General features: G+C 73.1%; 18 protein-coding genes and 1 other RNA gene. 3 read left to right on the top strand and 16 right to left on the bottom strand.

Features of this window, described 5'->3' with window-relative positions; translation table 11 throughout:
• Window positions 1-176: 176 nt before the first annotated feature.
• A complete protein-coding gene (gene murA, locus AB0P03_RS08400; RefSeq protein ID WP_363587206.1) occupies window positions 177-1,517 on the top strand; it encodes a UDP-N-acetylglucosamine 1-carboxyvinyltransferase in 1,341 nt (446 codons plus the stop codon).
• A 105-nt stretch (window positions 1,518-1,622) separates the two neighbouring features.
• Here the strand turns inward: murA and AB0P03_RS08395 are convergent, their stop codons facing one another.
• The 8 genes from AB0P03_RS08395 to ftsE all read right to left on the bottom strand — a co-directional run bounded on the left by AB0P03_RS08395 (window position 1,623) and on the right by ftsE (window position 10,563).
• Window positions 1,623-1,904 carry an HU family DNA-binding protein gene (locus AB0P03_RS08395; RefSeq protein WP_030059737.1) on the bottom strand — a complete coding sequence of 94 codons (282 nt, stop codon included), beginning with the start codon at window positions 1,902-1,904 and terminating at the stop codon, window positions 1,623-1,625.
• A gap of 509 nt (window positions 1,905-2,413) precedes the next feature.
• Window positions 2,414-3,886 carry an NAD-dependent malic enzyme gene (locus AB0P03_RS08390; protein WP_063349178.1) on the bottom strand — a complete coding sequence of 491 codons (1,473 nt, stop codon included), beginning with the start codon at window positions 3,884-3,886 and terminating at the stop codon, window positions 2,414-2,416.
• Between the two features lie 323 nt (window positions 3,887-4,209).
• A complete protein-coding gene (locus tag AB0P03_RS08385; protein ID WP_363587207.1) occupies window positions 4,210-6,513 on the bottom strand; it encodes a UvrD-helicase domain-containing protein in 2,304 nt (767 codons plus the stop codon).
• Window positions 6,514-6,641: 128 nt separating this feature from the next.
• Window positions 6,642-7,023, bottom strand: a transfer-messenger RNA (tmRNA) gene (gene ssrA / locus AB0P03_RS08380).
• Window positions 7,024-7,108: 85 nt separating this feature from the next.
• Window positions 7,109-7,585 (bottom strand): SsrA-binding protein SmpB, encoded by a 477-nt coding sequence (gene smpB, locus AB0P03_RS08375; RefSeq protein ID WP_350881115.1) that lies wholly within the window; start codon window positions 7,583-7,585, stop codon window positions 7,109-7,111.
• Window positions 7,586-7,628: 43 nt separating this feature from the next.
• Window positions 7,629-8,765, bottom strand: a complete 1,137-nt coding sequence (locus AB0P03_RS08370) for a S41 family peptidase (RefSeq protein WP_363628098.1) — start codon at window positions 8,763-8,765, stop codon at window positions 7,629-7,631.
• Between the two features lie 110 nt (window positions 8,766-8,875).
• Window positions 8,876-9,787, bottom strand: a complete 912-nt coding sequence (gene ftsX / locus AB0P03_RS08365; protein WP_350881111.1) for a permease-like cell division protein FtsX — start codon at window positions 9,785-9,787, stop codon at window positions 8,876-8,878.
• An 86-nt stretch (window positions 9,788-9,873) separates the two neighbouring features.
• Window positions 9,874-10,563, bottom strand: a complete 690-nt coding sequence (gene ftsE / locus AB0P03_RS08360) for a cell division ATP-binding protein FtsE (protein WP_063349173.1) — start codon at window positions 10,561-10,563, stop codon at window positions 9,874-9,876.
• Between the two features lie 351 nt (window positions 10,564-10,914).
• On the opposite strand from ftsE, the gene AB0P03_RS08355 reads away from it, so the two are divergent.
• On the top strand, window positions 10,915-11,109 hold the full coding sequence (locus tag AB0P03_RS08355) for a hypothetical protein (protein WP_363370334.1): 195 nt from the start codon (window positions 10,915-10,917) through the stop codon (window positions 11,107-11,109).
• A gap of 67 nt (window positions 11,110-11,176) precedes the next feature.
• On the opposite strand, the gene prfB is transcribed toward AB0P03_RS08355, so the two are convergent.
• From prfB to AB0P03_RS08340, 3 genes are all read right to left on the bottom strand, one after another.
• Window positions 11,177-12,289 (bottom strand): peptide chain release factor 2, encoded by a 1,113-nt coding sequence (gene prfB / locus AB0P03_RS08350; protein WP_363587366.1) that lies wholly within the window; start codon window positions 12,287-12,289, stop codon window positions 11,177-11,179.
• Between the two features lie 80 nt (window positions 12,290-12,369).
• Window positions 12,370-13,629, bottom strand: a complete 1,260-nt coding sequence (locus AB0P03_RS08345) for a serine/threonine-protein kinase (protein WP_363587364.1) — start codon at window positions 13,627-13,629, stop codon at window positions 12,370-12,372.
• A gap of 228 nt (window positions 13,630-13,857) precedes the next feature.
• Window positions 13,858-15,777, bottom strand: coding sequence for a protein kinase (locus AB0P03_RS08340; protein WP_363628097.1), 1,920 nt, complete (start codon window positions 15,775-15,777; stop codon window positions 13,858-13,860).
• Window positions 15,778-16,097: 320 nt separating this feature from the next.
• Between AB0P03_RS08340 and AB0P03_RS08335 the strand changes: the two genes are divergently transcribed.
• The gene (locus AB0P03_RS08335; protein WP_363587360.1) at window positions 16,098-19,052 is read left to right on the top strand and encodes an FtsK/SpoIIIE domain-containing protein; all 2,955 of its coding nucleotides are present in this window, start codon (window positions 16,098-16,100) and stop codon (window positions 19,050-19,052) included.
• 359 nt (window positions 19,053-19,411) lie between these two features.
• On the opposite strand, the gene AB0P03_RS08330 is transcribed toward AB0P03_RS08335, so the two are convergent.
• The 5 genes from AB0P03_RS08330 to AB0P03_RS08310 all read right to left on the bottom strand — a co-directional run bounded on the left by AB0P03_RS08330 (window position 19,412) and on the right by AB0P03_RS08310 (window position 25,060).
• The gene (locus AB0P03_RS08330) at window positions 19,412-20,266 is read right to left on the bottom strand and encodes a hypothetical protein (protein ID WP_363628096.1); all 855 of its coding nucleotides are present in this window, start codon (window positions 20,264-20,266) and stop codon (window positions 19,412-19,414) included.
• 70 nt (window positions 20,267-20,336) lie between these two features.
• Entirely contained in the window at window positions 20,337-21,146 is an 810-nt protein-coding gene (locus AB0P03_RS08325) for a hypothetical protein (protein ID WP_363587356.1), read from the bottom strand.
• 166 nt (window positions 21,147-21,312) lie between these two features.
• Window positions 21,313-22,221 (bottom strand): enoyl-CoA hydratase/isomerase family protein, encoded by a 909-nt coding sequence (locus tag AB0P03_RS08320; protein WP_363628095.1) that lies wholly within the window; start codon window positions 22,219-22,221, stop codon window positions 21,313-21,315.
• The gene (locus AB0P03_RS08315) at window positions 22,218-23,408 is read right to left on the bottom strand and encodes a cytochrome P450 (protein WP_363628194.1); all 1,191 of its coding nucleotides are present in this window, start codon (window positions 23,406-23,408) and stop codon (window positions 22,218-22,220) included. Before AB0P03_RS08315 ends, AB0P03_RS08320 begins: the two co-directional genes overlap by 4 nt.
• 266 nt (window positions 23,409-23,674) lie before the next feature.
• Complete coding sequence (locus AB0P03_RS08310) at window positions 23,675-25,060, bottom strand: cytochrome P450 (RefSeq protein ID WP_363587352.1); 1,386 nt, start codon at window positions 25,058-25,060, stop codon at window positions 23,675-23,677.
• Window positions 25,061-25,163 lie beyond the last annotated feature (103 nt).

Genomic DNA, 25,163 nt, shown 5'->3' with positions numbered 1-25,163 from the left:
CGGGAGAGGCTCACGGGAACCATCGGCACGCCCACTACCATCTACGGATGGTGGACGCCCTTCTACGGTGCCGACTCGGTTTTGCCGGGGGCCCGAGCGCGCCCGTACCAACCGGTCCACCACCGGCTCTCTACCGGAGCCTTCCCACTCCTCTGGCACCCCGGATTGCGAGAACGATGACCGACGACGTCCTGCTGGTCCACGGCGGAAACCCGCTCGAAGGCGAGATCCGCGTCCGCGGTGCGAAGAACCTGGTGCCCAAGGCCATGGTCGCCGCCCTCCTCGGCCAGGGCCCCAGCAGACTGCGCAACGTCCCGGACATCCGCGACGTCAAGGTGGTCCGCGGACTGCTCCAGCTGCACGGGGTCACCGTGCGGACCGGCGACGAGGACGGCGAGCTGATCCTCGACCCGTCGCACGTGGAGAGTGCGAACGTCACCGACATCGACGCGCACGCGGGCTCCTCGCGGATCCCGATCCTGTTCTGCGGCCCGCTGCTGCACCGCCTCGGCCACGCCTTCATCCCGGGCCTGGGCGGCTGCGACATCGGCGGCCGTCCGGTCGACTTCCACTTCGAGGTGCTGCGCCAGTTCGGCGCCACCATCGAGAAGCACCCGCAGGGCACCTACCTGGTCGCCCAGCAGCGCCTGCGCGGCACCAAGATCGAGCTGCCCTACCCCTCGGTCGGCGCGACCGAGCAGGTGCTGCTCACCGCCGTCCTCGCCGAGGGCGTCACCGAGCTGCGCAACGCGGCCATCGAGCCGGAGATCGTCGACCTGATCTGCGTGCTGCAGAAGATGGGCGCGATCATCACCCTGGGCACCGACCGGACCATCCTGATCACCGGCGTCGACGAGCTGGGCGGCTACACCCACCGCGCGCTGCCGGACCGCCTGGAGGCCGCTTCCTGGGCCTGCGCGGCGCTGGCCACCAGGGGCGACATCTACGTCCGCGGCGCCCGCCAGCTGGAGATGATGACCTTCCTGAACACCTTCCGGAAGGTCGGCGGCGCCTTCGAGGTGGAGGACGAGGGCATCCGTTTCTGGCACCCGGGCGGCGAGCTCAAGGCGATCGCCCTGGAGACCGACGTGCACCCGGGCTTCCAGACCGACTGGCAGCAGCCGCTGGTCGTCGCCCTGACCCAGGCCACCGGCCTGTCCATCGTCCACGAGACGGTGTACGAGTCGCGGCTCGGATTCACCGGCGCGCTCAACCAGATGGGTGCACACATCCAGCTGTACCGCGAGTGCCTGGGCGCCACCCCGTGCCGCTTCGGCGCGCGCAACTTCCTGCACTCGGCGGTCGTCTCCGGCCCGTCCAAGCTGATGGGCGCCGAGCTGGTCATCCCCGACCTGCGCGGCGGCTTCTCGTACCTGATCGCGGCGCTGGCGGCCGAGGGCACCTCGACCGTGCACGGCATCGACCTGATCAACCGCGGCTACGAGAACTTCATGGACAAGCTGCGCGACCTGGGCGCCCACGTCGAGCTGCCGTCCGAGCAGCTGGTCGACGCCTGATCCGCAGGGCCCACCGGGCCACGGGCCCACGGGCCCACGGGCCCACGACGAGAGGCCGGGCTCCCCAGAAGGGGAGCCCGGCCTCTCGGGCGTTCAAGGGGTGGTTCAGGCGCCCTTGGCGGCTTCCTTCAGCTTGGAGCCGGCGCTCACCTTGGCGCTGTAGCCGGCCGCGATCTGGATCGGCTCACCGGTCTGCGGGTTGCGGGCGGTGCGGGCGGCGCGGTGGGTGCGCTCGAAGGTCAGGAAACCGGGGATGGTGACCTTCTCGTCGCCCTTGGCGACGACCTCGCCGACGATCTCGGCGAAGGCGGCCAGAACGGCGTCGGCGTCCTTGCGGGTCACCTCGGCGCGCTCGGACAGCGCGGCCACCAGCTCACTGCGGTTCATGTGTACTCCTGTGGTCTGTTCGCTTGCGGTGTGCGGGGGCCCATCGGTACTCCCACCGGGGGGCACCCGGATAGGCCGCAGGTCCGCACACTGTGCTCATGCAGGCAATGCGTGGTCGCAGGCCGGGTCCGTACCCGATGCCGCGCGCCGGTGCCGTCGAAGGCCCGTCCGCCTGCCTGGATACGAATCCTGCCCCGACCAGCCCCGAGAAAGCCAATCGGGCCCCGGCCACGACACCCGAACGAACCCCACCCGTTGGAGGTGTGACGCTCCGTCGGCTCCGGCGGACCGGGCCCGGGCGGCGGTCGGGATGACGCGCCGGAAGACCAGGGGGACGTTCCGTACTTGTCGGACACGCCTGCCCCGTGCAGGGCTACCGTACGCCCTAGGCACGACAAGCCCAAACACGCCCCTCGCCCTTGTGTCGCAAGGGTTCGGGGCGGGCTCGGGCGGGTAAGGCCGCTATTCGGACATTTGACCGATCAGCGACACGTCGGCCGCCTCGCCGGTCAGAGCTTGACGGTGGGGAAGGAGGAGGCGTCGAGCGTGCCGACGATTCCCGGGGTCGGACGGGCCGGCTCCGTGCTCTCCTGGACGCCCGCCAGCGCCGCCTCGCGCACCGCCGAGGCGACCGTCTTGGCGACGTCCTTGTGGAAGACGCTCGGGATGATGTAGTTGGCGTTCAGCTCGTCGTCGGCGACGGTGGTGGCCAGCGCCCGGGCGGCGGCGATCATCATCTCGGTGTTGACGGTGCGGCTCTGGGCGTCCAGGAGGCCGCGGAAGACACCCGGGAAGACCAGCACGTTGTTGATCTGGTTGGGGAAGTCGCTGCGGCCGGTGGCGACCACGGCGGCGGTCTGCCGGGCGATGGCCGGGTCGACCTCCGGGTCCGGGTTGGCCAGCGCGAAGACGATCGAGTCCTCGGCCATGGTGGCCAGGTCGTCGCCGTCCAGGACGTTCGGGGCCGAGACGCCGATGAAGACGTCGGCGTCCGCCACGGCCTCCTTGAGGCTGCCCGTGCGGCCCGAGCGGTTGGTGTGCTCGGCGATCCAGCGCAGGCTGTCGTTGAGGTCCTCCCGGCCCTGGTGGACCACACCGCGCACGTCCGCCACGGTGGCGTGCTCGACGCCGGCCGCCAGCAGCAGCTTGAGGATCGCGGTACCGGCGGCGCCGGCGCCCGACATCACCACCCGGATGTCGCTGATCTCCTTGCCGACCACCTTCAGCGCGTTGGTGAGGGCGGCCAGCACCACGATCGCGGTGCCGTGCTGGTCGTCGTGGAAGACCGGGATGTCCAGGGCCTCGCGCAGCCGGGCCTCGATCTCGAAGCAGCGCGGCGCGGAGATGTCCTCCAGGTTGATGCCCGCGAAGCCGGGGGCGATCGCCTTGACGATGGCCACGATCTCGTCGGTGTCCTGGGTGTCCAGGCAGATCGGCCAGGCGTCGATCCCGGCGAAGCGCTTGAACAGGGCCGCCTTGCCCTCCATGACCGGCAGCGCGGCGGCCGGGCCGATGTTGCCCAGGCCCAGCACCGCCGAGCCGTCGGTGACCACGGCGACGCTGTTGCGCTTGATGGTGAGGCGGCGGGCGTCCTCGGGGTTCTCGGCGATCGCCATGCAGACCCGGGCGACGCCCGGGGTGTAGATCATGCTGAGGTCGTCACGGTTGCGGATCGGGAGCTTGGACGACATCTCGATCTTGCCGCCGAGGTGCATCAGGAAGGTGCGGTCCGAGACCTTGCCGATCGACACGCCGTCGATCGCCCGCAGCTTCTCGACGATCTCCTCGCCGTGCGCGACCGAGGAGGCCGCCACCGTCACGTCGATCCGCAGCGCCTCCAGGCCGGAGGCGGTGACGTCGAGACCGGTCACCGAACCGCCGGAGGACTCCACGGCCGTGGTGATCGCACTGACGGCGTTGCCCCGGGCCGGGACCTCCAGCCGCACCGTGATCGAGTTGGAGACACTGGGCACCGTCGCCATCGACGCTTCCTTCTTCCGTCCGTGCGGCAGGTTCAACATTTTGTTGAAGGCATCGCCTGCGCATGCTAGACCTCGATCGTCGCACCTTCCAAGGGATAGCCAGAAATAACGTTCATTGAGTGTGCGGACCCGACAACTTCTTGCCTCTCCGGGCCGATGCGTTACATTGGACGGGACACCGGCTCGATCCAAGCCCCCGGGCCCAACCTTCGTCCCTTCGAGGGACCACTTGCCGCGAGGCGAGCATGGCGGGTCGGTGTCACTAACGTCTGAAGGCCCCTCACCATCCGGTGAGGGGCCTTCTTCGTCCGGCGAACCGGCCGTCAGCCGTGCAGCAGCGCGGGCACGCCGGCCGCGTCCGGCAGGTCGTCCGGACCGGACAGCACGGTCAGCCGCTGGGTCGCCCGGGTGAGCGCCACGTACAGCACCCGCAGGCCGGCCTCCGACTCGCCGGCGATGCCGGTCGGGTCGGCCACCACGGTCGCGTCGTACTCCAGGCCCTTCGCCTCCAGGCTGCCCAGCACCACCGCCCGCTCGCCCAGGCCCTCGGCCCAGCCGGCCGCCTCGGCCCGGCGGTCCATCGGCACCACGATCGCCACGGTGCCGTCCACCTCGCCCAGCAGCCGCTCCAGCTCCGCCCGGGCCGCCGCGCCGAAGGCCTCCGGGGCGGGGTCCACGACGGCCGCGAAGCGCGGCTCGACGCCGACCCGGCGCACCGCGGTCGGCGACGGGGTGCCCGGCGCGGCCAGCGCCAGCACCTTGGCCGCGACCTCGGCGATCTCCGCCGGGTTGCGGTAGTTGACGGTCAGCGTGAAGCGGCGGCGCGGCTTGCCGGACAGCACCTCGTCCAGCGCGGCCTGCGCCTCCTGCGGGAACGGCCAGGAGGACTGCGCCGGGTCGCCGACGATCGTCCAGGTCGCCATCCGGGCCCGGCGGCCGATCATCCGCCACTGCATCGGGGTGAGGTCCTGCGCCTCGTCCACGATCACGTGCGCGTACTCGGTGCGCTCGACGGGGACGCGCTCGCGCTGGCGGGAGCTGCGGTCGGCGAAGGTGGTGACCTCCTCCAGCCCGCTCAGCAGGTCCACCGCGTCCACCTCGCGCACCTTCGGCCGGGCCGCCTCGCCGAGCAGCACCTGGAGCTCGTCCACCAGCGCGACGTCGTGCGCGGACAGCGCGCCCTCGCCGTTCGGGGACAGCCGGCGCCAGGACGCCGCCAGCAGCCTCGCCTCGTCCGGGGAGACGGCGCGGCGGGCGATCCGGTTGATGTGCCGGTGCTGCTTGAGCGTGCCGAGCACCCGGCGCGGGGTCACGGCGGGCCACCAGGCATCCAGGAAGTCCAGGAACGACGCCTCGTCCGAGACGTACTCGTCGAAGGACTCCTTCTCCTCCTGGCGCTGCTCGCGGGCGTAGTGGTCGGTCGGCTTCGGCAGGTGCCGGGTGACCTCCTGCCACAGGGCGTCCAGCAGCAGGCGGCGGGCGCGCGGGCGCAGCAGGTTCAGCGGGGTGCCGCCGGAGCCGATCACGTTGCCGCGCACGGCCTTGAGTCGGCCCGCGTCCAGCTTGAGCACCTCGCCGCGGGCGACCACCTTCAGCTCCTGCGGCGCGCCCAGCTCCAGCGCGGCCCGGGCCGCCCGGCGCAGCAGCTGGACCATCCGGCCCGAGCCCTTGACCCGGGCCGCCTCCGGACTGTCGTAGGTGCCCGCCTCGATGCCGTCCACCAGCGAGCCGACCGCGCGGATGGCGACCTGCCCCTCCTCGCCGAGCGAGGGCAGCACGCCCTCGGTGTAGGAGACCAGCAGCGGGGTCGGCGAGACCACCAGGATGCCCCCGGCGTAGCGGCGGCGGTCCTGGTACAGCAGGTACGCGGCGCGGTGCAGGGCCACGGCGGTCTTGCCGGTGCCCGGGCCGCCGGTGACGAGCGTGGCGCCGGCGGCGGCCGCCCGGATCACCTCGTCCTGCTCCTTCTGGATGGAGGAGACGATGTCGCGCATCGAGTGGCTGCGGGCGCGGCCGAGCGAGGCCATCAGCGCGCCGTCGCCGACCACCGCCAGCTCCCGGCCGTTCAGGGTCGGGGTGAGGTCGGGACGCAGCAGGTCGTCCTCGACGCCGATCACCCGGCGCCCCTTGGACCGGATCACCCGGCGGCGGACCACCCGGCCCGGCTCGACCGGGGTGGCGCGGTAGAACGGCGCGGCGGCGGGCGCCCGCCAGTCGATCACCAGCGGACCGTACTCGGCATCCAGCACGCCCAGACGGCCGATGTGCAGGGTCTCGGCGACGGCCGGGTCGGCCGGGTCGAGCGGCGTGTCGGAGGGGATGCCGTGTTCCTCCGGGGCGTCCGCCCGCTGGAGGTCGATCCGGCCGAACAGGAAGTCCTCGAACTCGTTGTTCAGGCGCTGGAGGTGGGCGCCGGCCCGGTAGACCTGGGCGTCGCGCTCGGCGAGCGCGCCGGGGGTGCCGACGTGGACCCGCTTGGCGGCGTCCTCCAGGATGTACTCGGCCTCGGCGAGTTTCTCCTCCAGCCGGCGGTAGACGGTGTCGAGGTGCTGCTGCTCACCGGCGATCTCGCGCTCGCGCGCGGTCTCGCGGTCGGTGGCGGCGGTGGTGTCCGTGTTGCTCTGCATGGCCTCGGTGGTAGCGGCGGAATCCGGCTCCGGAAAACGAGCGGACGGATGATCCTACGCCCCAACCGGGGTAAACGTGAAGGCCGCCCACCGCAAAGCGGTGGACGGCCTTCACTGTCAACATGGGGTGGTGGAGATGCCGGGAATCGAACCCGGGTCCAGTGGAGTTAATTCAGGGCTTCTCCGAGCGCAGTCCGCTGTGATTTTCTCGGCCCTGGCAGTCACACGGACAAGCCGCCAACAGGCCCAGCTGCTGTTTGATTTCCCATCCACCCTCGCAGCCCGGGTGGACGGTTGAGTTCCCTAGATTATGCCAGGGTCCGGGTCGGGAACTCCCCGGTCTGACACCCAAGCGCTATCGGTGCTTATTAGGCAGCGAGAGCGAACTGCTGGGAATCGCGCTTAGAGTTGGCGATTATTTTTTTGCGACACGTGGTTAACGAGATCATTGCCGCGTTCCTCGGCTCGCTTCCCCTGTTTCAACATCCCCTGTCGAAACCGATCATCCCCATGTTTTGTTGAGAAACAGCCGGACGGTGACCGTCCGTGTTGCTGCCGCCATAGTACGCGAGGCAGCGGGTGAGGGTCCAGCGGATTAACGCTGGCGCCGTCGGGCGGCCGCCACCGCACGGGCCGTCTCGCGGGTGTCCTGCTTCTCGCGCAGCGTCTGCCGCTTGTCGTACAGCTTCTTGCCGACCGCGAGCGCCAGTTCGAGCTTCACCCGGCCGTCCTTGAAGTACAGCGAGAGCGGGACGAGCGTGTGGCCCGCGTCGCGGACCGTGCTCTCGATCTTGCGGATCTCCAGCCGGTGCAGCAGCAGCTTGCGCTTGCGCCGGGCCGCGTGGTTGGTCCACGTCCCCTGGGTGTACTCGGGGATGAACACGTTGTCGATCCAGGCCTCGTGGTTCTGGATGTAGGCGTAGCCGTCGACCAGGTTGGCCCGCCCCTCGCGCAGTGACTTCACCTCCGTACCGGTGAGCACGAGGCCGCACTCGTAGGTGTCGAGGATCGTGTACTCGTGTCGCGCCTTCTTGTTCTGCGCGATCAGCTTCTGTCCGGTTTCCTTTGCCATAGCGCGGCCATTCTCGCACTTCGGCCGGTTCGGGGCAGCCCCTTTAGGCCCGGGTACCGAGCCCGGCCAGCACCCGCAGGGCGAGCGCGTCGGCGTCCTCGCCGGCCGCCGCCGGGACGTCCGGGGTCAGGCCGGTGCCCTCCGGGGAGCGGCCGGCCGGGGTGTAGTAGCGGCCGACGGTCAGCTCCAGCACGGCGCCGTCGGCGAGCCGGCTGGGCTGCTGGACGGTGCCCTTGCCGAAGGTCCGGGAGCCGACCACCACGGCGCGGCTGCGGTCCTGGAGCGCGCCGGTGAGCAGTTCGGCGGCGCTCATCGTGCCGCCGTCGACCAGCACCACCAGCGGGGTGCGCTGGTCGCCCCCGGGCGGGGCGGTCAACTCCCGGGTCTCGCCGCGCTCCTGGTACGAGCCGACCGCTCCGCCGTCCAGGAAGATCCCGGCGGTGCCGGCGGCCTCCTCGACCAACCCGCCCGAGTTGCCGCGCAGATCGAGCACCACACCGGCGTGCGGGGCGCGCAGCGCGGCGCGCACCTGATCGGTCACGCCGCTGGTGAAGGCCCGCACGGCGATCCGCAGCACGCCCTTCTCCAACTGCTCGGCGGTGACCTGCTGGCTGTCCAACAGGGCCCGCCGCAGCCGCAGTTCGCGGACCTCGCCGACACCGCGCCGCACGGCGAGGGTGACCTCGGAGCCCACCCCGCGCTCGCCGTCGCGCCCGCGCAGCCGGGCCACCACCTCGGTGACCGGCAGGTGGTCGGCCTGGTCCTGGTCGATCCGCAGCAGCCGGTCGCCGGCCTCGATCCCGGCCGTGGCGGCGGGCCCTGCGGGCGCCACCTGGGAGATCGCGGTGACGCCGTCCTGGCCGCGGCCGACCGAGAGCCCGACGCCCAGGTAGCGGCCGTCCAGTCCCTGGCTGAACGCGGCGTACTCCTGGGCGCTGTAGTAGGCGCCCCAGCGGTCGCCGTTGGCCCCGAGCAGGTGCTCGGCCTGCTGCTCGGACAGGGCGGTGCCGGCCGGGTCCGCCGGGAGGCCCGGGGCGGCGCCCGCGACCGGGGCGGCACCGGCGGCCGGGCGCCGCGGCGGGTCGCCCCAGGCGCCGGTGGCGGCCCCGGCGATCAGCACGACGCCGAACACCAGGCTGAGGGTGGCCACCTGACGTGCCCTGCGCGGAGTTTCCAGCATGGCACCGGAGTGTAGACACCGCGTCGGGCGCGACGGGCCGCAACGGCGGGCGAAACGGCGGCGGCCCCGGACGGCGCAGTGCCGTCCGGGGCCGCCGGGGCCGGGGATGGTCAGACCTTGAGGTACTTGCGCAGGGTGAAGAACGCCGCCACGCCGGCCATGCCCATACCGACCACGATCAGCAGCGGTATCACCGCGAGCACCGAGCCGAGGCCGATGAAGTGGATGAACTGCACCCGGTCGGCCAGCCAGTTCTGGACGAAGAAGTGCCCGCCGACCAGCAGCCCGGAGGCCATGGCCGCGCCGAGCAGCGCGGAGAACGCGGCCTCGGCGATGAACGGCATCTGGACGTAGAAGTTCGAGGCACCGACCAGGCGCATGATGCCGGTTTCGCGCCGCCTGCTGTACGCCGACACCCGGACGGTGTTGACGATCAGCAGCAGGGCGACGAACAGCATCAGCACCATGATCACGAAGGCCGCCGTCTGGAGGCCGTTGAGCAGGCCGAACAGGTTCTCCAGGATCTTCCGCTGGTCCTCCACCGACTTGACGCCGGGTTTGCCGGCGAAGGCGCTCTGGATGACGTCGTACTTGGTCGGGTCGTTCAGCTTGACCCGCCAGGACTGCGGCATCGCGTCCGGGCCCAGGACGGAGATGAGCGGGTTGTCCGGGTTCATCTCCTTCCAGTGCTTGTACGCCTCGGCGGAGCTCTCGAAGGTCGACGACTGGACCACCGAGTCCATCTTGTCCAGCTGGGCCTTGATGTCCTGCACCTGCTGGTCGGTGGCCGCACCCTTGTCGCACTGCGGCGAGTTGCGCGCGTCCGACTTGGTGCAGAAGTAGATGCTCACCTCGACCTTGTCGTACCAGTACCCCTTCATGGAGTTCACCTGGTCACGGACCAGGAGCGAGGAACCGGCCAGGGCGAGGGAGAGCGCGACACTGACCACGACCGCGATGGTCATCGTCAGGTTGCGGCGGAGACCCACACCGATCTCCGACAGGACGAACTGGGCACGCATGCGGGTAACAACTCCAGGGTCGGTACTGCTGGTCTGGCGACGCGGGCGGACGGCCCTACGGGTTCAGCGCCGGCTGCGCCGGTCGGTCAGTGCTGGTATCCGTAGACGCCGCGGGCCTGGTCGCGGACGAGCAGCCCCTTGTCGAGCTCGATGACGCGCTTGCGCATCTGGTCGACGATGGCCTGGTCGTGGGTGGCCATCAGCACCGTGGTGCCGGTGCGGTTGATGCGGTCGAGCAGCTTCATGATGCCGACCGAGTTCTGCGGGTCGAGGTTGCCGGTGGGCTCGTCCGCGATCAGCAGCATCGGACGGTTCACGAACGCGCGGGCGATCGCCACGCGCTGCTGCTCACCGCCGGAGAGCTCGCCCGGCATGCGGTCCTCCTTGCCGCCGAGGCCGACCAGCTCCAGCACCTCGGGCACCACCTTGTTGATGGCGCTCTTGGGCTTGCCGATCACTTCGAGGGCGAAGGCGACGTTCTGCGCGACCGTCTTGTTGGGCAGCAGGCGGAAGTCCTGGAAGACGGTGCCCAGCTGGCGGCGCATGTGCGGCACCTTCCAGTTGGACAGCTTGCCGAGGTCCTTGCCCAGCACGTGCACCTCGCCCGTGGAGGGGCGCTCCTCGCGCAGGCACAGGCGCAGGAAGGTGGACTTGCCCGAGCCGGACGAGCCGACCAGGAAGACGAACTCACCCTTCTCGATCTCCAGCGAGACGTTGTCCAGGGCGGGACGGTTCTGCTTGGGATAGGTCTTGGAGACGTTGTCGAATCTGATCACGGCTGCATCACGGAGGCCATCCTAGGCGGCGCCAGTCCTCGGTCGGTCCACCCCGGGCGCCCGGCCCTGGGGCGGGTGGCGGGAGCGGAAAGGGCCGCTCCCGGTCTGGGACCATACGCGAATCGGCGGTCGGCGCGCAGGGCCCGCCCAGGACAGCCGTCGAAATCTGGGGGAGAATGTCTGGTTATGCCCCGAAAATTGGGAGGCATCTCACAGCCCGGGAGCCGGAACGGTCAGAACCTGGCAGAGTGGAGGTGGCGTCCCCGTGTTCGGGCGCTCCCCCGCACAGGGCAAGAAGAGGAACCAAAGCCCCGTCCGGTGCGTTGGCTGTAGCAGCGAGGAGGAGATCGCATGACCTGCGACCATCTGGTGTGCGCCAACTGCAACGGCCGCGTGAGTGACGGGCGCTGCGCGGTCTGCCGCGCCAACCGGGCCCGGCTGCAGGAGCAGCAGGGTCCGTTCGCGGCGCTCTCCCCCGCGATGCTGCTGGCCCTGCTGGCCGGTCTGCTCGCGGTGGCGCTGATCGCCCGGCAGGCACTGGCCTGAACCCACCGAGGCACACGAAAGGGCCCCCGACCACTGCGGTCGGGGGCCCTGTTTCGTCCGTCGGCGCCTACTGCGCGGCGGTCTCGCGCTGCTTGCGCCAGCGGATGCCGGCCTCGATGAAGCCGTCGATGTCGCCGTCCAGCACGCCCTGCGGGTTGCCGACCTCGTACTCGGTCCGGACGTCCTTGACCATCTGGTACGGGTGCAGCACGTAGGAGCGCATCTGGTTGCCCCAGGAGCTGCCGCTGTCCTTGAGCGCGTCCATCGCCGCCCGCTCCTCCTGGCGGCGCCGCTCCAGCAGCTTCGCCTGGAGGACGTTCATCGCGGACGCCTTGTTCTGGATCTGCGAGCGCTCGTTCTGGCAGGAGACCACGACACCGGTCGGGAGGTGCGTGATGCGCACCGCCGAGTCGGTGGTGTTGACGCCCTGGCCGCCGGGACCGGAGGCGCGGTAGACGTCGATCCGCAGGTCGCCCTCGTCGATGTCGACGTGGTCGGACTGCTCGACGACCGGGAGCACCTCGACACCGGCGAAGGAGGTCTGCCGGCGGCCCTGGTTGTCGAAGGGCGAGATGCGGACCAGGCGGTGGGTGCCCTGCTCGACCGACAGGGTGCCGTAGGCGTACGGCGCCTTGACCGTGAAGGTCGCGGACTTGATGCCGGCCTCTTCGGCGTACGAGGTGTCGTACACCTCGGTGGGGTACCCGTGCCGCTCGGCCCAGCGCAGGTACATGCGCATCAGCTGCTCGGCGAAGTCGGCGGCGTCGACGCCACCGGCCTCGGCACGGATGTTGATCAGCGCCTCGCGGGCGTCGTACTCGCCGGACAGGAGGGTGCGGACCTCCAGCTCCTCGACCGCCTTCTGGAGGGAGACGAGCTCGGACTCGGCCTCGACCCGGGTGTCCGCGTCGTCCTCGGCCTCGGCCAGCTCGAACAGCACGCCCAGGTCGTCGATACGGCTGCGCAGGCCCTCGACCTTGCGCAGTTCGCCCTGGAGGAAGGAGAGCCGGCTGGTCACCTTCTGCGCGTTCGCGATGTCGTCCCACAGGTTGGGGGCGCCTGCCGCCTCCTCCAGGACAGCGATGTCGGCCCGGATCTTGTCCAGGTCGAGGACGGCCTCGATCGACCCCATGGTCGATTCGAGGTTCTTGAGCTCTTCGGAAGGATCGACGGCTGCCACGCCCCCAGGGTAATGGTTCCGGGGGTGGTCATGACGACACCGGGGTCCTCCGACTCTCGCGGTACCCGCCCGACGGCCCTCTACGGCGCCCGCGGGGCCGTGCCGGACACCGTCGGGCGGGCCGGGTGGCCGGCGTCCGGGGCGGTGGCCGCGAAGGCCGTCCAGGCCGCGGCGGCGCCCGCCAGCAGCAGGACGGTGGCCAGCAGGACGGCCAGCAGCCGGCGGCGGCGCAGCAGCGCCTGCCGGTCCCGGCGGTGCCCGGTGCCCGGGGCGGTGCGCTGGGCGCGGGACTCCGCGGCGTACGCGGCCAGCTCGTCCGCGGAGGGGCGGCGCAGGCTGGTGTGGGTGTCCCGGGTGGAGTCGGGGGCGACGCCGGGCACCAGCGGGACGGCCGGGCCCCGGCGGCGCTTGTGGATGCCCGGGCCGGCGTCCACCTCGGCGTACACGGCCTCACCGGGGGTCAGCGCCTCCTCCGCCGGGGCGCGGCCCTGGGAGGGGACGGCCAGCACCGGCAGGCCGGCCAGCGAGGGCAGCTGCTCGCGCAGCCGGGCGGCCAGCTCGGCGGCCCGCAGCCGGGAGGCCGGGGCCTTGGCCAGGCACTCGGAGATGATCCGCCACAGCCCGTCCGGCAGGCCCGGGATCGGCGGCACCTGCTCGGTGACGTGCCGGCGCAGCACCGCGCCGGTGTGGCCGCCGCCGAACGGGGTGAACCCGGCCAGCAGCTCGTACAGCACGGTGGCGAGGGCGTAGATGTCGACGGCGGCGCGCGGCTCCAGGCCCTCGATGATCTCCGGGGCGAGGTAGTCGGGGGTGCCGATGATCCGGGTGGCCCGGGTGCGGCGCGGGGCGTCGACCAGGCGGGCCACGCCGAAGTCGGTGAGCTTGGCGCGCGGGGCGCCGCCGGGGCCCGGGGCGGCGGCGAGGTCGAGCAGGACGTTCTCCGGCTTGACGTCGCGGTGGACGATGCCGGCGGCGTGCGCGGCGGCCAGGCCGTCGGCGACGTCCGCGATGACCGAGGCGGCGGTCTGCGGCGGGAGCGCGCCGTCGCGCTCCAGCCGGGAGCGCAGGTCGGTGCCCTGGACCAGCTCCATCACCAGGGCGAGGTCGCTGCCGTCCACGACCATGTCGCGCACGCCGACCACCCGGGGGTGGTCGAGGCTGGTCAGCGCGGCGCGCTCCTGGACGAAGCGGCCGACCAGCACCTGGTCGGCGGCCAGGTCCTCGCGCAGCAGCTTGACCGCCACCGGGCCGTCGGGCCCCTCACCGAGCCAGACCGTCCCGGCCGAACCCCGGCCGATCACCTGGTGGACGGTGTACCGGCTGCCGATCTTGCGTGCCAATGCTGCTCCGTGGGCGGCGCGGGAGCGCGCCCGGGGGTCCGGTGCGCTCGATGGGGCGGGACAACAGCGACCAACCTACGCGCCCCGGCGCCCCGCGCGGGCCGCCCGAGGGCCCTGGGCGGGCAGTCTCGGGCGAGAAATCTTATGAATTGTCGACAAAGCGTCAATCCCGCCGCGCGGGCCCGGTCCTGGACCGGGCGGCCCCGCGCGGCGGGGCCTGGCCCGGCGTCAGTTCTTCGAGCTGCCGAACAGGGCGTCCGCCCAGTCGCGCACGGTGTTGAACCAGCCCTGGACGTTGTCCCAGTAGTGCGGCAGCGACGTGAAGTTCCACAGCGCCACCCCGGCCACCACCAGCACCACCAGCACCATCAGGCACCCCTTGAGGCAGCCGAGCCCGGGGATGTACATCCGGTTGCGGCTGCGCGGGCGCCGCTCGCGCGGCGGGGCGGGCTCGCGGCGGTCCTGCTCGCGCGGCTCCTCCCGACGCTGCGGGGGCTCGCGGTGCTGCGGCGGCTCGCGGTGCTGCGGGGATTCGCGGTGCTGCGGCGGCTCGGCCCGGCGCGGGACCGGGGTGGGCGGGGGCGGCGGCGGGTAGCCGCCCTGCGACTGCCCGTACGCGGCCGGAGCCGGCCGGTAGCCGCCGGGCGGCTGCGGACGTCCACCGGGCCCGGGCTGCGGCTGGCCGCCGTGACCGGTCTGCCCGGCCTGGTAGCCCTGGCCGCCCTGACCGCCCTGGTACGGCGGCGGGGCCACCGGCGGCCGCTGGGCGTACCCGGGCGGCGGCGGGCCCTGGCGCCGCTGGTCGGGGTGGTAGCCGGCCGGCGGCTGCGGTTGCTGGTAGCCCGGGCGGCCGCCCGGCCCGGCCTGGAAGGGCCGCGGGGCGACCTGCGGGTCCTCGAAGTCCTCCGGGCCGAAGTAGCCGACCTGGGTCTGCTGGTTGCGGTCCCGGGCCGCCCGTAGCTGCGTCTGCCACGGGTGCGGCGTCTCCTCCCCCGGAGCGCCCGGAGTGCCCGGAGCGCCCGGCGGGAGCGGCGGCACGACGGTGGGCGGCATCACCTGGGTGCGGTCCGGGGCCCCGAACGGCGGGGCGGGCGGCGGCTGGGTGCCCATCACCCGGGTCGCCGCGGCCGGGTCGTACTGCGCGGCCGGGTCGTACTGCGGGGCCGGCGGGGCGGCCGGAGCCGCCGGCGACAGGCCGGGGACGCCCACGCCTGCGCTCGGGACGGAGGTCGGGCGCGGGTCCGGCAGCAGCAGCGAGCCGACCGCGAGCGCCTCGTCCACCGCCGCCGGGGAGGCGTGCACCCCGACGCCGGCCGCCACCACCCGCAGCGCGCCGGCCAGCGAGGTCGCGGACGGCCGCTGCGCCGGGTCCTTGCGCAGGCAGCGCTCGATCACCGTCCACAGCGGCTCGGGCATGGTGCTGGGCCGCTGCGGCTCCTGCGCCAGGTGGGCGTGGAGGAGCGCGATCGCGCTGTCGCCCTGGAACGGCTGGCGGCCGGTGACCAGCTCGTACAGCATGATCCCGGCGCCGTAGACGTCCACCGCGGAAGTCTGCGGGCGGCCCTCGGCGGACTCCGGCGCGATGTAGGCGGGGGTGCCGACGAACTCGTGGGTGCGGGTGATGCCCGGGGAGTCGGCGAGGCGGGCGATGCCGAAGTCGGTCAGCATCGGGTGCATCTGCTCGGTGCCGTCCAGCACCGTGGAGGCGAGCAGCACGTTGGCCGGCTTGAGGTCGCGGTGGACGATCCCGTCCTCGTGGCTGGCCGCCAGCGCGTCCGCGACCTGAGCCATCAGCAGGGCGCCGGCGATCGGGCTGAACGGGCCGTTGGAACGCAGGTAGCGGGCCAGGTCGGGGCCGTCGATCAGGTCCATCACCAGGGCCAGCAGCTCGCCCTCGACCACCAGGTCGCGGACCCGGACGATGTTCGGATGGGTCAGTCGCAGCAGCAGCGAGCGCTCGCGCAGGAAGCGCATCACGACGTCCGGGTCGGCCGCCAGTTCCTCGCGCAGCACCTTGATCGCCACCAGCTGCCCGGGCTCGCTGCCGGGCACCTGGACGTCGGGGCGCACCCGGCCGCGCCAGACCGTCCCGGTGGCACCCCGTCCGAGGGTCTCCTCAAGCAGATACTTGCTGCCGACTGGCCGCACCTGTCGCACTCCTCGTCGTGCCGCCCGCGCGGGGCGCTCCTCCGCCGGTGCGGTGAGCCTGCCGGGCCCGTGTCTGCGGCCACTCTAACGGTGTCCGTTCAGGTTTTTGGGGCGACCGGCAGGCCATCCCGGAGGGGTTGGGGGACATCCCCTAGGGGAGTTCCCGGACCGGTTCGGCGGGCCCGCCGACAGGGCCCCCGCCGCACCGGTTGACCTGACCCTCCGTCGCCTCCACCATGGCGATGATCGCAAGATCGTCAAATCCGGTACGGTGCGCGGACTGTCCGTGACGGATGGCAGGATGGACACTCGCCACTCGTGTGGCCCAAAGGGTCGCCGCGGCCGCCCCGCGCGCCCGCGACGACACCGGGCAGCGGTACCAGGCTCCACACCAGCAGAAGGGACCCGCGGGCGAGATGCAGATCCGGCTGACCGTCCTCCGACCGCGCAGCGGCCCGACCGCCGCCGGCTCCGCCATCCCCTACGTGGACGTGCTGGTCACCGCACCCGTCGGCACCGCGCTCGGCTCCCTCGCGGGCGCCCTCGCGGGCGCCGTCGGCGTGCGCGGGCCCCGGGCCGCCACCCACGTGCACCTGTACGCCGGGGCGCACCGGGTCGACGAGCACACGCTGCTCGGCCACCCCCCGCTCCTCGACGGGGCCGTCCTCAGCCTCAACGAGGCCGACCCGACCGCCGACGACCCCGACGACACCCCCGCCGCCGCCGAACTGCGCGTGGTCGGCGGCCCGGACGCCGGCGGAGTGCACCGGCTGCACGGCCGGGAGATCCGGATCGGCCGCTCCGGCGAAGCCGACGTCCCGCTCGACGACCCCGACGTCTCCCGGCTGCACCTGGCCCTGCACCTCGCCGACGACGGCAGGATCACCGTCCGCGACCTCGGCTCCACCAACGGCACCACCCTGGACGGTCGGCTCGTCCCGCCCGGAGCCCCCGAGGAAGCCGTCCCGCTGGAAGCCGGCGCCCTGCTGCGCATCGGCGAATCCACCCTGCACGTGGCCGCCCCCGACCCGGCCGACGGCACCGGCCGCGCCGCCCTGCCCGACGGCCACGGCCACCTCCAGCTCGCCGCCCCCGGCCCGGTCCGCCCCACCCCGCCGGTGGCCGAACCGCCAGCGGCCCCCGAACCCGCCCCCGGCCGCGGCCGCGGCCTGCTCTCGCTGCGGCTCGGCCGCACCGCCGAACCGCCCGGCCAGGAGAGCGCCGAACGCCACCACACCGCCGTACGGCTGCGCCAGGCCGCCGCCCAGCGCGAACGATGGCCGGATCTCGCCACCCTGCTGCTCAACGCCGTCGGCCCCGGCCCCCGGCTCTGGGAGCGCGGCCCCGGCCACCCCGACGCGCTCACCCTGCGCCTGGGCACCGCCGACCGCCCCGGCGGCCCCGGCACCGCGCCCGGCACCATGCTGCCCGCCGTCCCCGTCACCCTCGACCTGCAGACCGCCGGCAGCCTCGGCCTCAGCGGCCCGCGCGAACGCCTGGACGCGCTCACCCGCGCCGTCGTCGCCCAGCTCGCCGCCCTGCACCCGCCGACCGGCCTGAGCCTGGTCGTCGTCGACGCCGACCAGGCCCGCACCCCCGAAGAACGCGCGGACACCTGGGCCTGGGCCCTCTGGCTGCCCCACCTGCGCCCCGCCGACGGCCAGGACTGCCGCCTGCTGCTCGGCCTCGACGACGAACAGGCCACCGCCCGGCTGACCGAACTCACCGCCCGGCTCAGCGGCCCGGCCGGCCTCGGCGGCCACCCCGCCACCGTCGTCGTGGTGGACGGCCGCCCGACCACCGAGACCGCCCGGCAGGCCGTCGACCTGCTGCTGCGCCAGGGCCCGGCCGTCGGCATCTTCCCGGTCTGCCTCGCCGAGCAGCCCGAACTGCTCCCCCGCGGCCTCGGCGCCACCGCCCTGATCACCGGCGAGGTCGGCACCCAGCTCTCCCTCGACCGCCCCGTCGCCCGCGGCCGGGAGACCTTGCACGAGGTCTCCCTGGACGCCGTCTCCGACGCCTGGGCCGAACGGCTCGCCCGCGTGCTCGCCCCGCTGCGCGAGGCCGCCCCGGCCGCCCGCGGCCCGCTGCCCGACGCGCTGCGGCTGCTCGACCTGCTCCAGCTCGACACCGTCACCCCGGCCAAGCTGTCCGCCCGCTGGGCGGCGCACGCCGGCGGCATCGGAGCCGCCACCGCGCTGCTCGGCACCACCCGGGACGAGCTCTGCACGCTCGACCTGGCCGACCCCGAACTCGCCCTCCCCTCCCCCGACCCGGGCGGCCCGCACCTGCTCATCGGCGGCGCCCGCGGCTCCGGCAAGACCGAGCTGCTGCGCACCCTGGTCGCCTCGCTCGCCGTCTCCGAACGCCCCGAGCGCCTCACCGTCACCCTCATCGAGGGCCGGTCCACCGAGGACGGCCTGGACGGCTGCACCGAACTGCCGCACGTCACCGGTCTGGTGAACGCCGCCGACGACCCGCGGGCCGCGCTGCTCGCCGCGGAGGCCCTGGAGGACGAACTCGCCCTGCGCGAGCGGCTGTTCGACGGACTGGACTTCGCCTCCTGGCACGCCGCCCGCATCCTGGACGGGCAGAGCCTGGACGCACAGAGCCTGGACGGGCAGGGCCTGGCCGGACAGAGCCTCGTCGGACACCCGGCCGTCCCGGTGCCCGCCGTCGTCGGCGCGGCCTCCGCCGCCACCCCGAAGATCATCCACCCGCGCAGCGGCGACGGCGCCCGGCCGGTCACCTCCCCCGCCGCCGTCCCCTGCCCCGCCCGCCTGGTCGTCGTCGTGGACGACTACGACGCCCTGCTCTCCCCCACCTCCCCGGCCGGCCGCCCGCTCGCCCGCGCCCTCGCCGCCGTCGCCCGCCACGGCGGCCCGCTCGGCGTCCACCTCGCGGTCACCACCGGCCACCCGGAGGAGAGCGCCGGCACCGAGGTCGACGAGGCCGCCCTGCTCCGCATCGCGCTGCGCACCGAGGACCCGGCCGACTCCGACCTGCTGATCCACCTCGGCGACGCGGCCGCCCTGCCCGAGGACACCCCCGGCCGCGGCTACCTGCGCCTGCCGGACGGCGGCGTCACCGCCTTCCAGACCGCCCGGATCAGCGGCCGCATCCCGCGCACCGCCACCCTGCGCCCCACCGTCGTCGCGATCGACCCGCTCCAACTCGGCGCCCCACCCGCCCGCCGCCCGGTCCGCGAACTCGGCAACGGCCCCACCGACCTCGCCCTCCTCGCCAGCGCCCTCCAACGCGCGGCCGCCCACTGACCGGGCAGAACGACCTCCACCGCCCCTGCCGCGATCACCATCGCGGCAGGGGCGGTGCGCGTACGGACCTCCCCGAGACACCCGGGAGCCGGCGGGCCCACATCCGAGGACGCGGGCCCGCCCGACCGGCCTCGTACGCCGAATGCGGGCGCTGCCACGACCCGGTGCCCCGCCCGGGGTTCTGCCGCGCCCGTGCGGGCCTCGGCGGCAGGGCCGTCGCCGTCGACGCGGAGCACCGTCGCCCCCCCCCCGGCGGCGTCACCCGGGCCCGTGCGGCCCTGCGCGGACGGCCCGGGCTTCCCGTGGTGGCGTTCGACGGCTGATCACCACGGGCGGCCCTTCATCCAACCGTCAGGCGGTCAGGCGCACTTGATCTCGCGGTTCACCACGGCCATCCCGGCGACCTTGTCGCCGTCCACGGTGAACTCGTACTGCCAGCCCTGCTGCCCCTCGACCGGCATCACGTACTTGCCGCCCTTGGCGAGCTGGAGGCCCTTGGCGCCGTACGCCTGCTGGAGCGCCTCCACGGTGGAGCCGGCCCCGAGGCCCTCGGCCGTCTTCGCCTCGGCCGGGGCAACCAGTTCGCGCAGGCCCGTCGCCGCGAAGGAGACCCGGCCGGTGGCCAGGTACGCCTTGTCCTTGGCCTCCTGGGCGAACCGCAGGTCGACCAGGGCCATCGTCGCGTCCGCGATCGCCTTGGCGGCGTCGGCCAAGCCCTTGGCCCCGGCGGCGGAGCCCGCGGCGGCGGCGGCCGCGTCCTTGGCGGAGGCGTTCGGCGGCAGGGTGCCCCCCGGGGCGGGCGCCTTGCCCGAGGCCGCGTCGGCCTTGGCGTTCAGGTCCTTGTAGCGGGCCTCGGTGGCCGCCTCGGCGGTCATCCGGGCCTGGTCCGGCGCCGGGCCGCCCTTGTAGACGAAGTCCGTGCAGCCGTCGAGCAGCGAGACCGGCACGCTCTCCAGAGCGCCGGTGGCCAGCCCGGCGTCCTTGGCCATCCCCGGCTTCAACCCCCGGTACCCGGCCGCCGCGAAGGCCTCCGGACCCTTCGACGTGGACGCGGGCGCGGGCGTCGCCGCGGGCGCCCCGGTGGTGGCCGGAGCCTTCGCGGTGTCCTTCTCGTCCTTCTTGACATCGGACGTACAGGCCGCCGCACCGGCGACCAGCAGTGCCACCGAGATGCCCACGCCCACTGCGCGGACCAAGGCTCGGTTCTTCCTCATGCCACAACCTTCACTTGATCATTCGATGGTCGCCGCATCGAGAGTGCGACCACGGTCTACAGACGGTTTCTCAGGAGCAGTACGTGTTGTGCTTGACCAGGGCGAGGCCGGCGACCTTGCCCTCGGCCATGGTGAACTCGTAGAACCAGTCCGGGCCGCCGTTGCCGCCCTCGGCCGGGAGTTCGTACTTGCCGTCCTCGGTCGGCTTGAGGGCCTTGCCCTCGTAGGCTCGCTCGAGCTCGTCCTCCGCCGAACCGGCGCCGACTCCCTCGGCGGTGCGGGCGTCCGCCGGGGCGACCAACTGGCGCAGGCCCTCGGTGCCGAAGTTGACCCGGCCGGTGGCCAGGAAGGCCTGGTCCCGGTTCTTACGGGCGGTCACGATGACGTCCGCCTCCTTGAACAGCGCGTCGGACTCCTGCCGTTCGGCGGCCTCCTGCTTCAGCCGCTCCTGGAGGCGCTCGCTGTGCTTCACCATCTCCTCCGGCGAGGCCCCGGGCGCCAGGGTCTCGAACGGCTTCCGGTTCGCCCGCATCTCGTCGATCCTGGCAATCGCCTTGTCGGACTTCGCGCGGGCCTCCGTCTCGGCCGCCATCCGAACCGGGTCCGGCGCCGGGCCGCCCTTGTACGCGTAGTCGGTGCAGCCGTTGAGCAGCGAGACCGGCGACGGCTCCAGGGCTCCGGAGGCGAGCGCCTCGTCCTTGGTCATCGACAGCCGCAGTCCGCGGTAGCCACCGGTGCCGAACGGCTGCGGCGGCGTGCTGGCCGCCGAGGTCGCGCCGGTCTTCCGCCCCGCGTCCTTGCCGCCCTCGCAGGCCGCCGCTCCGGCCACGACCAGAGCCACCGTCAGTACGGCCCCCGCCGTGCGCGCGCTGCGCGTCATCCCCACGGTGATCCCCTCCCCTGTGTCGATCACACACGGTAGCGAATATGCGGGCATGATCCACAATCGGTTTCCACACCAGCGGAAGGGCCGTCGCCGTGAACGGCCGACGACTGGCCACCCCGCCGTCCGCCGTCTTCCGTAGGCGGCGGACGGCAGCTGCCGGTCAGTGGGCCGGGGGCTGCACGGCGAGGCCGCGGGTGTAGTGGGCGGCGGCGAGGACCGAGGCCATCAACTCGGCGTCGAGCACGGAGGCGTCGGCCAGCCGGGTGGCCGCCGCGTGGGAGGCGAGCAGCGTCTTGGTGACCCTCAGTGCGGCCTCGGGGCGGCGGGTGACGGGCCTGACCCACTCGGCCACCGCCCCGTCCAGGTCCTGCTCGGGGACGACGCGTTGCAGGATGGCGAGCTCCCGCGCCTCCACCGCGCCGACCGGGCGGCTGGTGAGGATGATCTCGCGGACCCTGGCCGCGCCGACCTCGTGGAGCAGCCGGGGCAGCAGGCCTCCCCAGGCGACGGGCAGGCCCAGGGCCAGCTCGGGCAGCCGGAAGACGGCGTTGTCGGCGCCGACCCGCAGGTCGCAGGCGAGCGCCAGGGCGAAGCCGGCACCGGTGGCCCGGCCCTGGACCCGCGCGACGGTCACGGCGGAGCTGTTGGTGAGGGCATCGCAGACCCTGCGGGCCTTCTCCCCGTAGTTCCGTATGCCGCCGCCGGTCGGGTCCTGGTCCAGACCCGCGAAGAGTTCGTCCCGGTCGCCGCCGAGGCAGAAGTCCCGGCCGGCCCCGGACAGCACGATCACGCGCACGGCCGGGTCGGGTACGGCCAGCACGGCGAGGAGTTCGTCCAGCATGGCCGAGGTGACGGCGTTCCCGGTCGCCGGGCTGTCCAGCTCGATGTGGAGCACGGGGCCCTGGCGCTCGGTACGGACCGTACGGGCCACCGCGGGCGCGGGGACGGGCTCCGGGGCGGGCGACGCGACGGGCTCGGGGTACGGGTACGGGAGGTACGACGGCTGCGCCGCGTACGGCGGGTACTGGGGAACCTGGGGAACCTGGGGAACCTGCGGGGACACGTTCATGCGGCCACTCTCAGGGACGTCACCCGGTGGAAGACCATCCGGGGTGCGTACTCGGGCGGGCTCACCGCCCGCAGGGTAGGGAAGCGCCGCAACAGCTGGCCGAGCAGGGCACGTGCCTCCAGCCTGGCCAGGCCCGCGCCGAGGCAGTAGTGGGCGCCGCCGCCGAAGGTGAGGTGGGTGCCCCGGCGGAGCACGTCGAAGGCGTGCGGGTCCGGGTTGCGGCGCGGATCGCGGTTCGCCGCGCCGTACATCACGTGGACCATGGTGTCCTTGGGCAGGAACACCCCGGCCAGCTCGGTGTCCTCGCCCGCGACGCGGCTGTTGACGCGGATCGGCGGGTCGTAGCGCAGCGCCTCGTCGATCGCGTCGTCGATGTGCTCCGGCCGCTCCCGCAGCCACTCCCACCGGCCGGGCGACCGCAGCAGCGACCACACCAGCGAGGAGAGTAGCGTCGCCGTGGTCTCCAGCGAGGCGATGGTGACGAACATGGTGAGCTGGTAGACCATCCGGTCGGTGGCCTCGCGGTCGGACTCCAGCGCGTCCCAGGTGCGGATCCAGCCGGCGATCACGTCGTCGCCGTCGTTGTCGCGGCGCTCCCGGACGAGGCGGGTGAAGTACTCGCGCAGGTCCATGGTGGCCTGCTCCGAAACCGCCAGCTGGCTCTTGGTGGGCAGGAGTTCCTGGGCGTGCACCTGGTTGTGGGTCATCGTCAGGATGTGCGGGTAGTCCGCCGGGGCGATGTCCAGCCAGCGCCCGACGGTGCCGATCGGCAGCTGCTCGCTGACCAGGGACGAGAGGTCCGCCTCGCCGTCCGCCCGTATTCGCTCGGCCAGGCGGTCGAGCAGCCCGGTGACGTCGGCCTCGATCTCCGGCTGCATGTCCCGCAGGGTGGCGTGGTTGAAGAGGTTTCCGAGGCTGCGCCGCTGCCGGGTGTGCTCGGGGGCGTTGAGCCGGGAGAGCGTCCGGCTCATCTCCTGGGTGGCGACGGCCTCCCAGCGCTCCGTCCCGGTCTGCCGTTCCTGCCAGGCGAAATCGGGGACGAGCCAGGTCCTGCCGCGCAGGACCTGGTCGCACGCGTCGTACCCGGTGACCAGGTAGCCGCCCCAGGGCGCCGGGACGAGGTCTCCCAGCGCCCGCAGCCCGTCGTAGACCGGGCTCGGGTCGGCGAGTCCCTCGGCCGACCGCAGCCTGCGCAGGAGCGGCACGGCGGCGCGGCGGTCGACCACCCTTCCGTCCGGGCGCTCCGGGTCTGCGGGGCGGGCTTCCAACGTGGCGGTCACACGGGGCTCCTTACGCGCGGGCGGGCAGTACGGCGGCGATCTACCCAGCAACAGCGCGCTCAAGCGTCGATCCGTGTTGCCCCCGTCACGTACCCGCACCGCCGTCGGACTCCGTTCACGCCGCGGTGGCGGAATGGCTTCCGACGGCGCGTCGGATCGGAGCCCGGGGCGTGTCAGACCCGGAAGACGTCCAGGAAGGAGCTCCACCACCCCTTCTTCTGCCCGGCCCGGCCCGGCGCGGGGGCGGTGGCCTGCGGGTACGCCTGCGTCGCCTCGGGGCCGACCGGCGATCCGCCCGGCGCGGTGTCCGCACCCGCGGCCGGCCGCGTGGTGCGGGCGGGCGCCGGGCTGAACCGCACCGGCAGCGAGACCAGGCCGCGCTGGAACGGGCCCGGCCGCCACTCCACGCTCTCCGCGGGCACCGCGAGCGTGACGTCCGGGAGGGCGTTGAGCAGGCACTCGATCGCGCTCAGGGCGATCAGCTGGGCCGGGGACTTGGCCGGGCACGCGTGCGGGCCGGCGCCCCAGGCGAGGTGAGCCCCCTTGCTGAGGGTCAGCCGGGCGTCCGTCAGCGCGGGGTCGCTGTTGGCGGCGGCGAAGCTGATCACCACCGGGCTGCCCGCGTCCATCGGGACCCCGCCCACGTCGAGGTCCTGCATCGGGTAGTGCGTGGCGTAGTTGGCGATCGGCGGGTTGTTCCACAGCACGTCGTCGAGGGCGTCCTCGATGCGCAGTCCGGAGCGGCCCTCGCCGGACAGCAGCAGGAGCAGCGCGTTGCCGATCAGGTTGCGCTCGGGCTCGACGCCGGCGCCCATCAGCATGACCAGCTGGTCCTTGAGTTCCTCGTCCCGCAGGCCGGCCGGGTGCTGGATGAGCCACGAGGTGATGTCGTCGCCGGGCTGGCGGCGCTTCAGCGCGACCAGGTCCATCAGGCAGGCGGTCAGCTCCTCGTTGGCCTGGATCACGTCGAGGCCGTCGAAGAGCGCGGACATGCTGCGGGTCAGCCGGTCGCCGATGTCGGCCGGGCAGCCGAACAGCTGGTTGAACAGCAGCAGCGGCAGCAGCTTGGCGTAGTCGTTGAGCAGGTCGGCCCGGCCCAACGGACTGAACTGGTCGATCAGGTAGCCGGCGATCCGCTCGACGTGCCGGTTGAGCCGGTTGTCGTTGAGCCGGCCCAGGCTCTCGGTGACGGCCTTGCGCAGCCGCAGGTGCTCGGCGCCGTCCGTGAAGAGGCAGTTGGGCCGGTAGAACATCATCGGCAGGACGGGGCTGTCCAGCGGCACCCGTCCTTCGTTGAGCGCCGCCCAGCGCCGCGAGTCCCGGGCGAACATCCCCGGGTTCTGCAGCACCCGCAGAGCGGCCTCGTGCGAGGTGACCAGGGTGGCCTCGACCCCCGGGGCCAACTCCACCGGAGCGGCGGGACCGTTGGCGCGCAGCTTGTCGTAGACCGCGCCGGGGTCGGACGAGAACATCTCCCCGTAGAGCGGTGTGCTCACGCCGACGTGCATCGGGCAGCCCTGCGGAGGCGACTGCGGGGCGGGTCGCTGCGGAGATTCCATGGGTCGTTCCTTGGAGGTGGCCCCGGGCGGGTGCGGACCCGGGAGGCGTGAGGGGAGGGAGGCGTGGGGGAGGTCAGGAGTCGCGGGGGAGGTCAGGAGCCGC

The sequence above is a fragment of the Kitasatospora sp. NPDC088779 genome, from assembly GCF_040685395.1.
Lineage (GTDB): Bacteria > Actinomycetota > Actinomycetes > Streptomycetales > Streptomycetaceae > Kitasatospora.
Note: the sequence above shows the minus strand (reverse complement) of the source record. Positions and strands in the feature narration are given on the sequence as shown.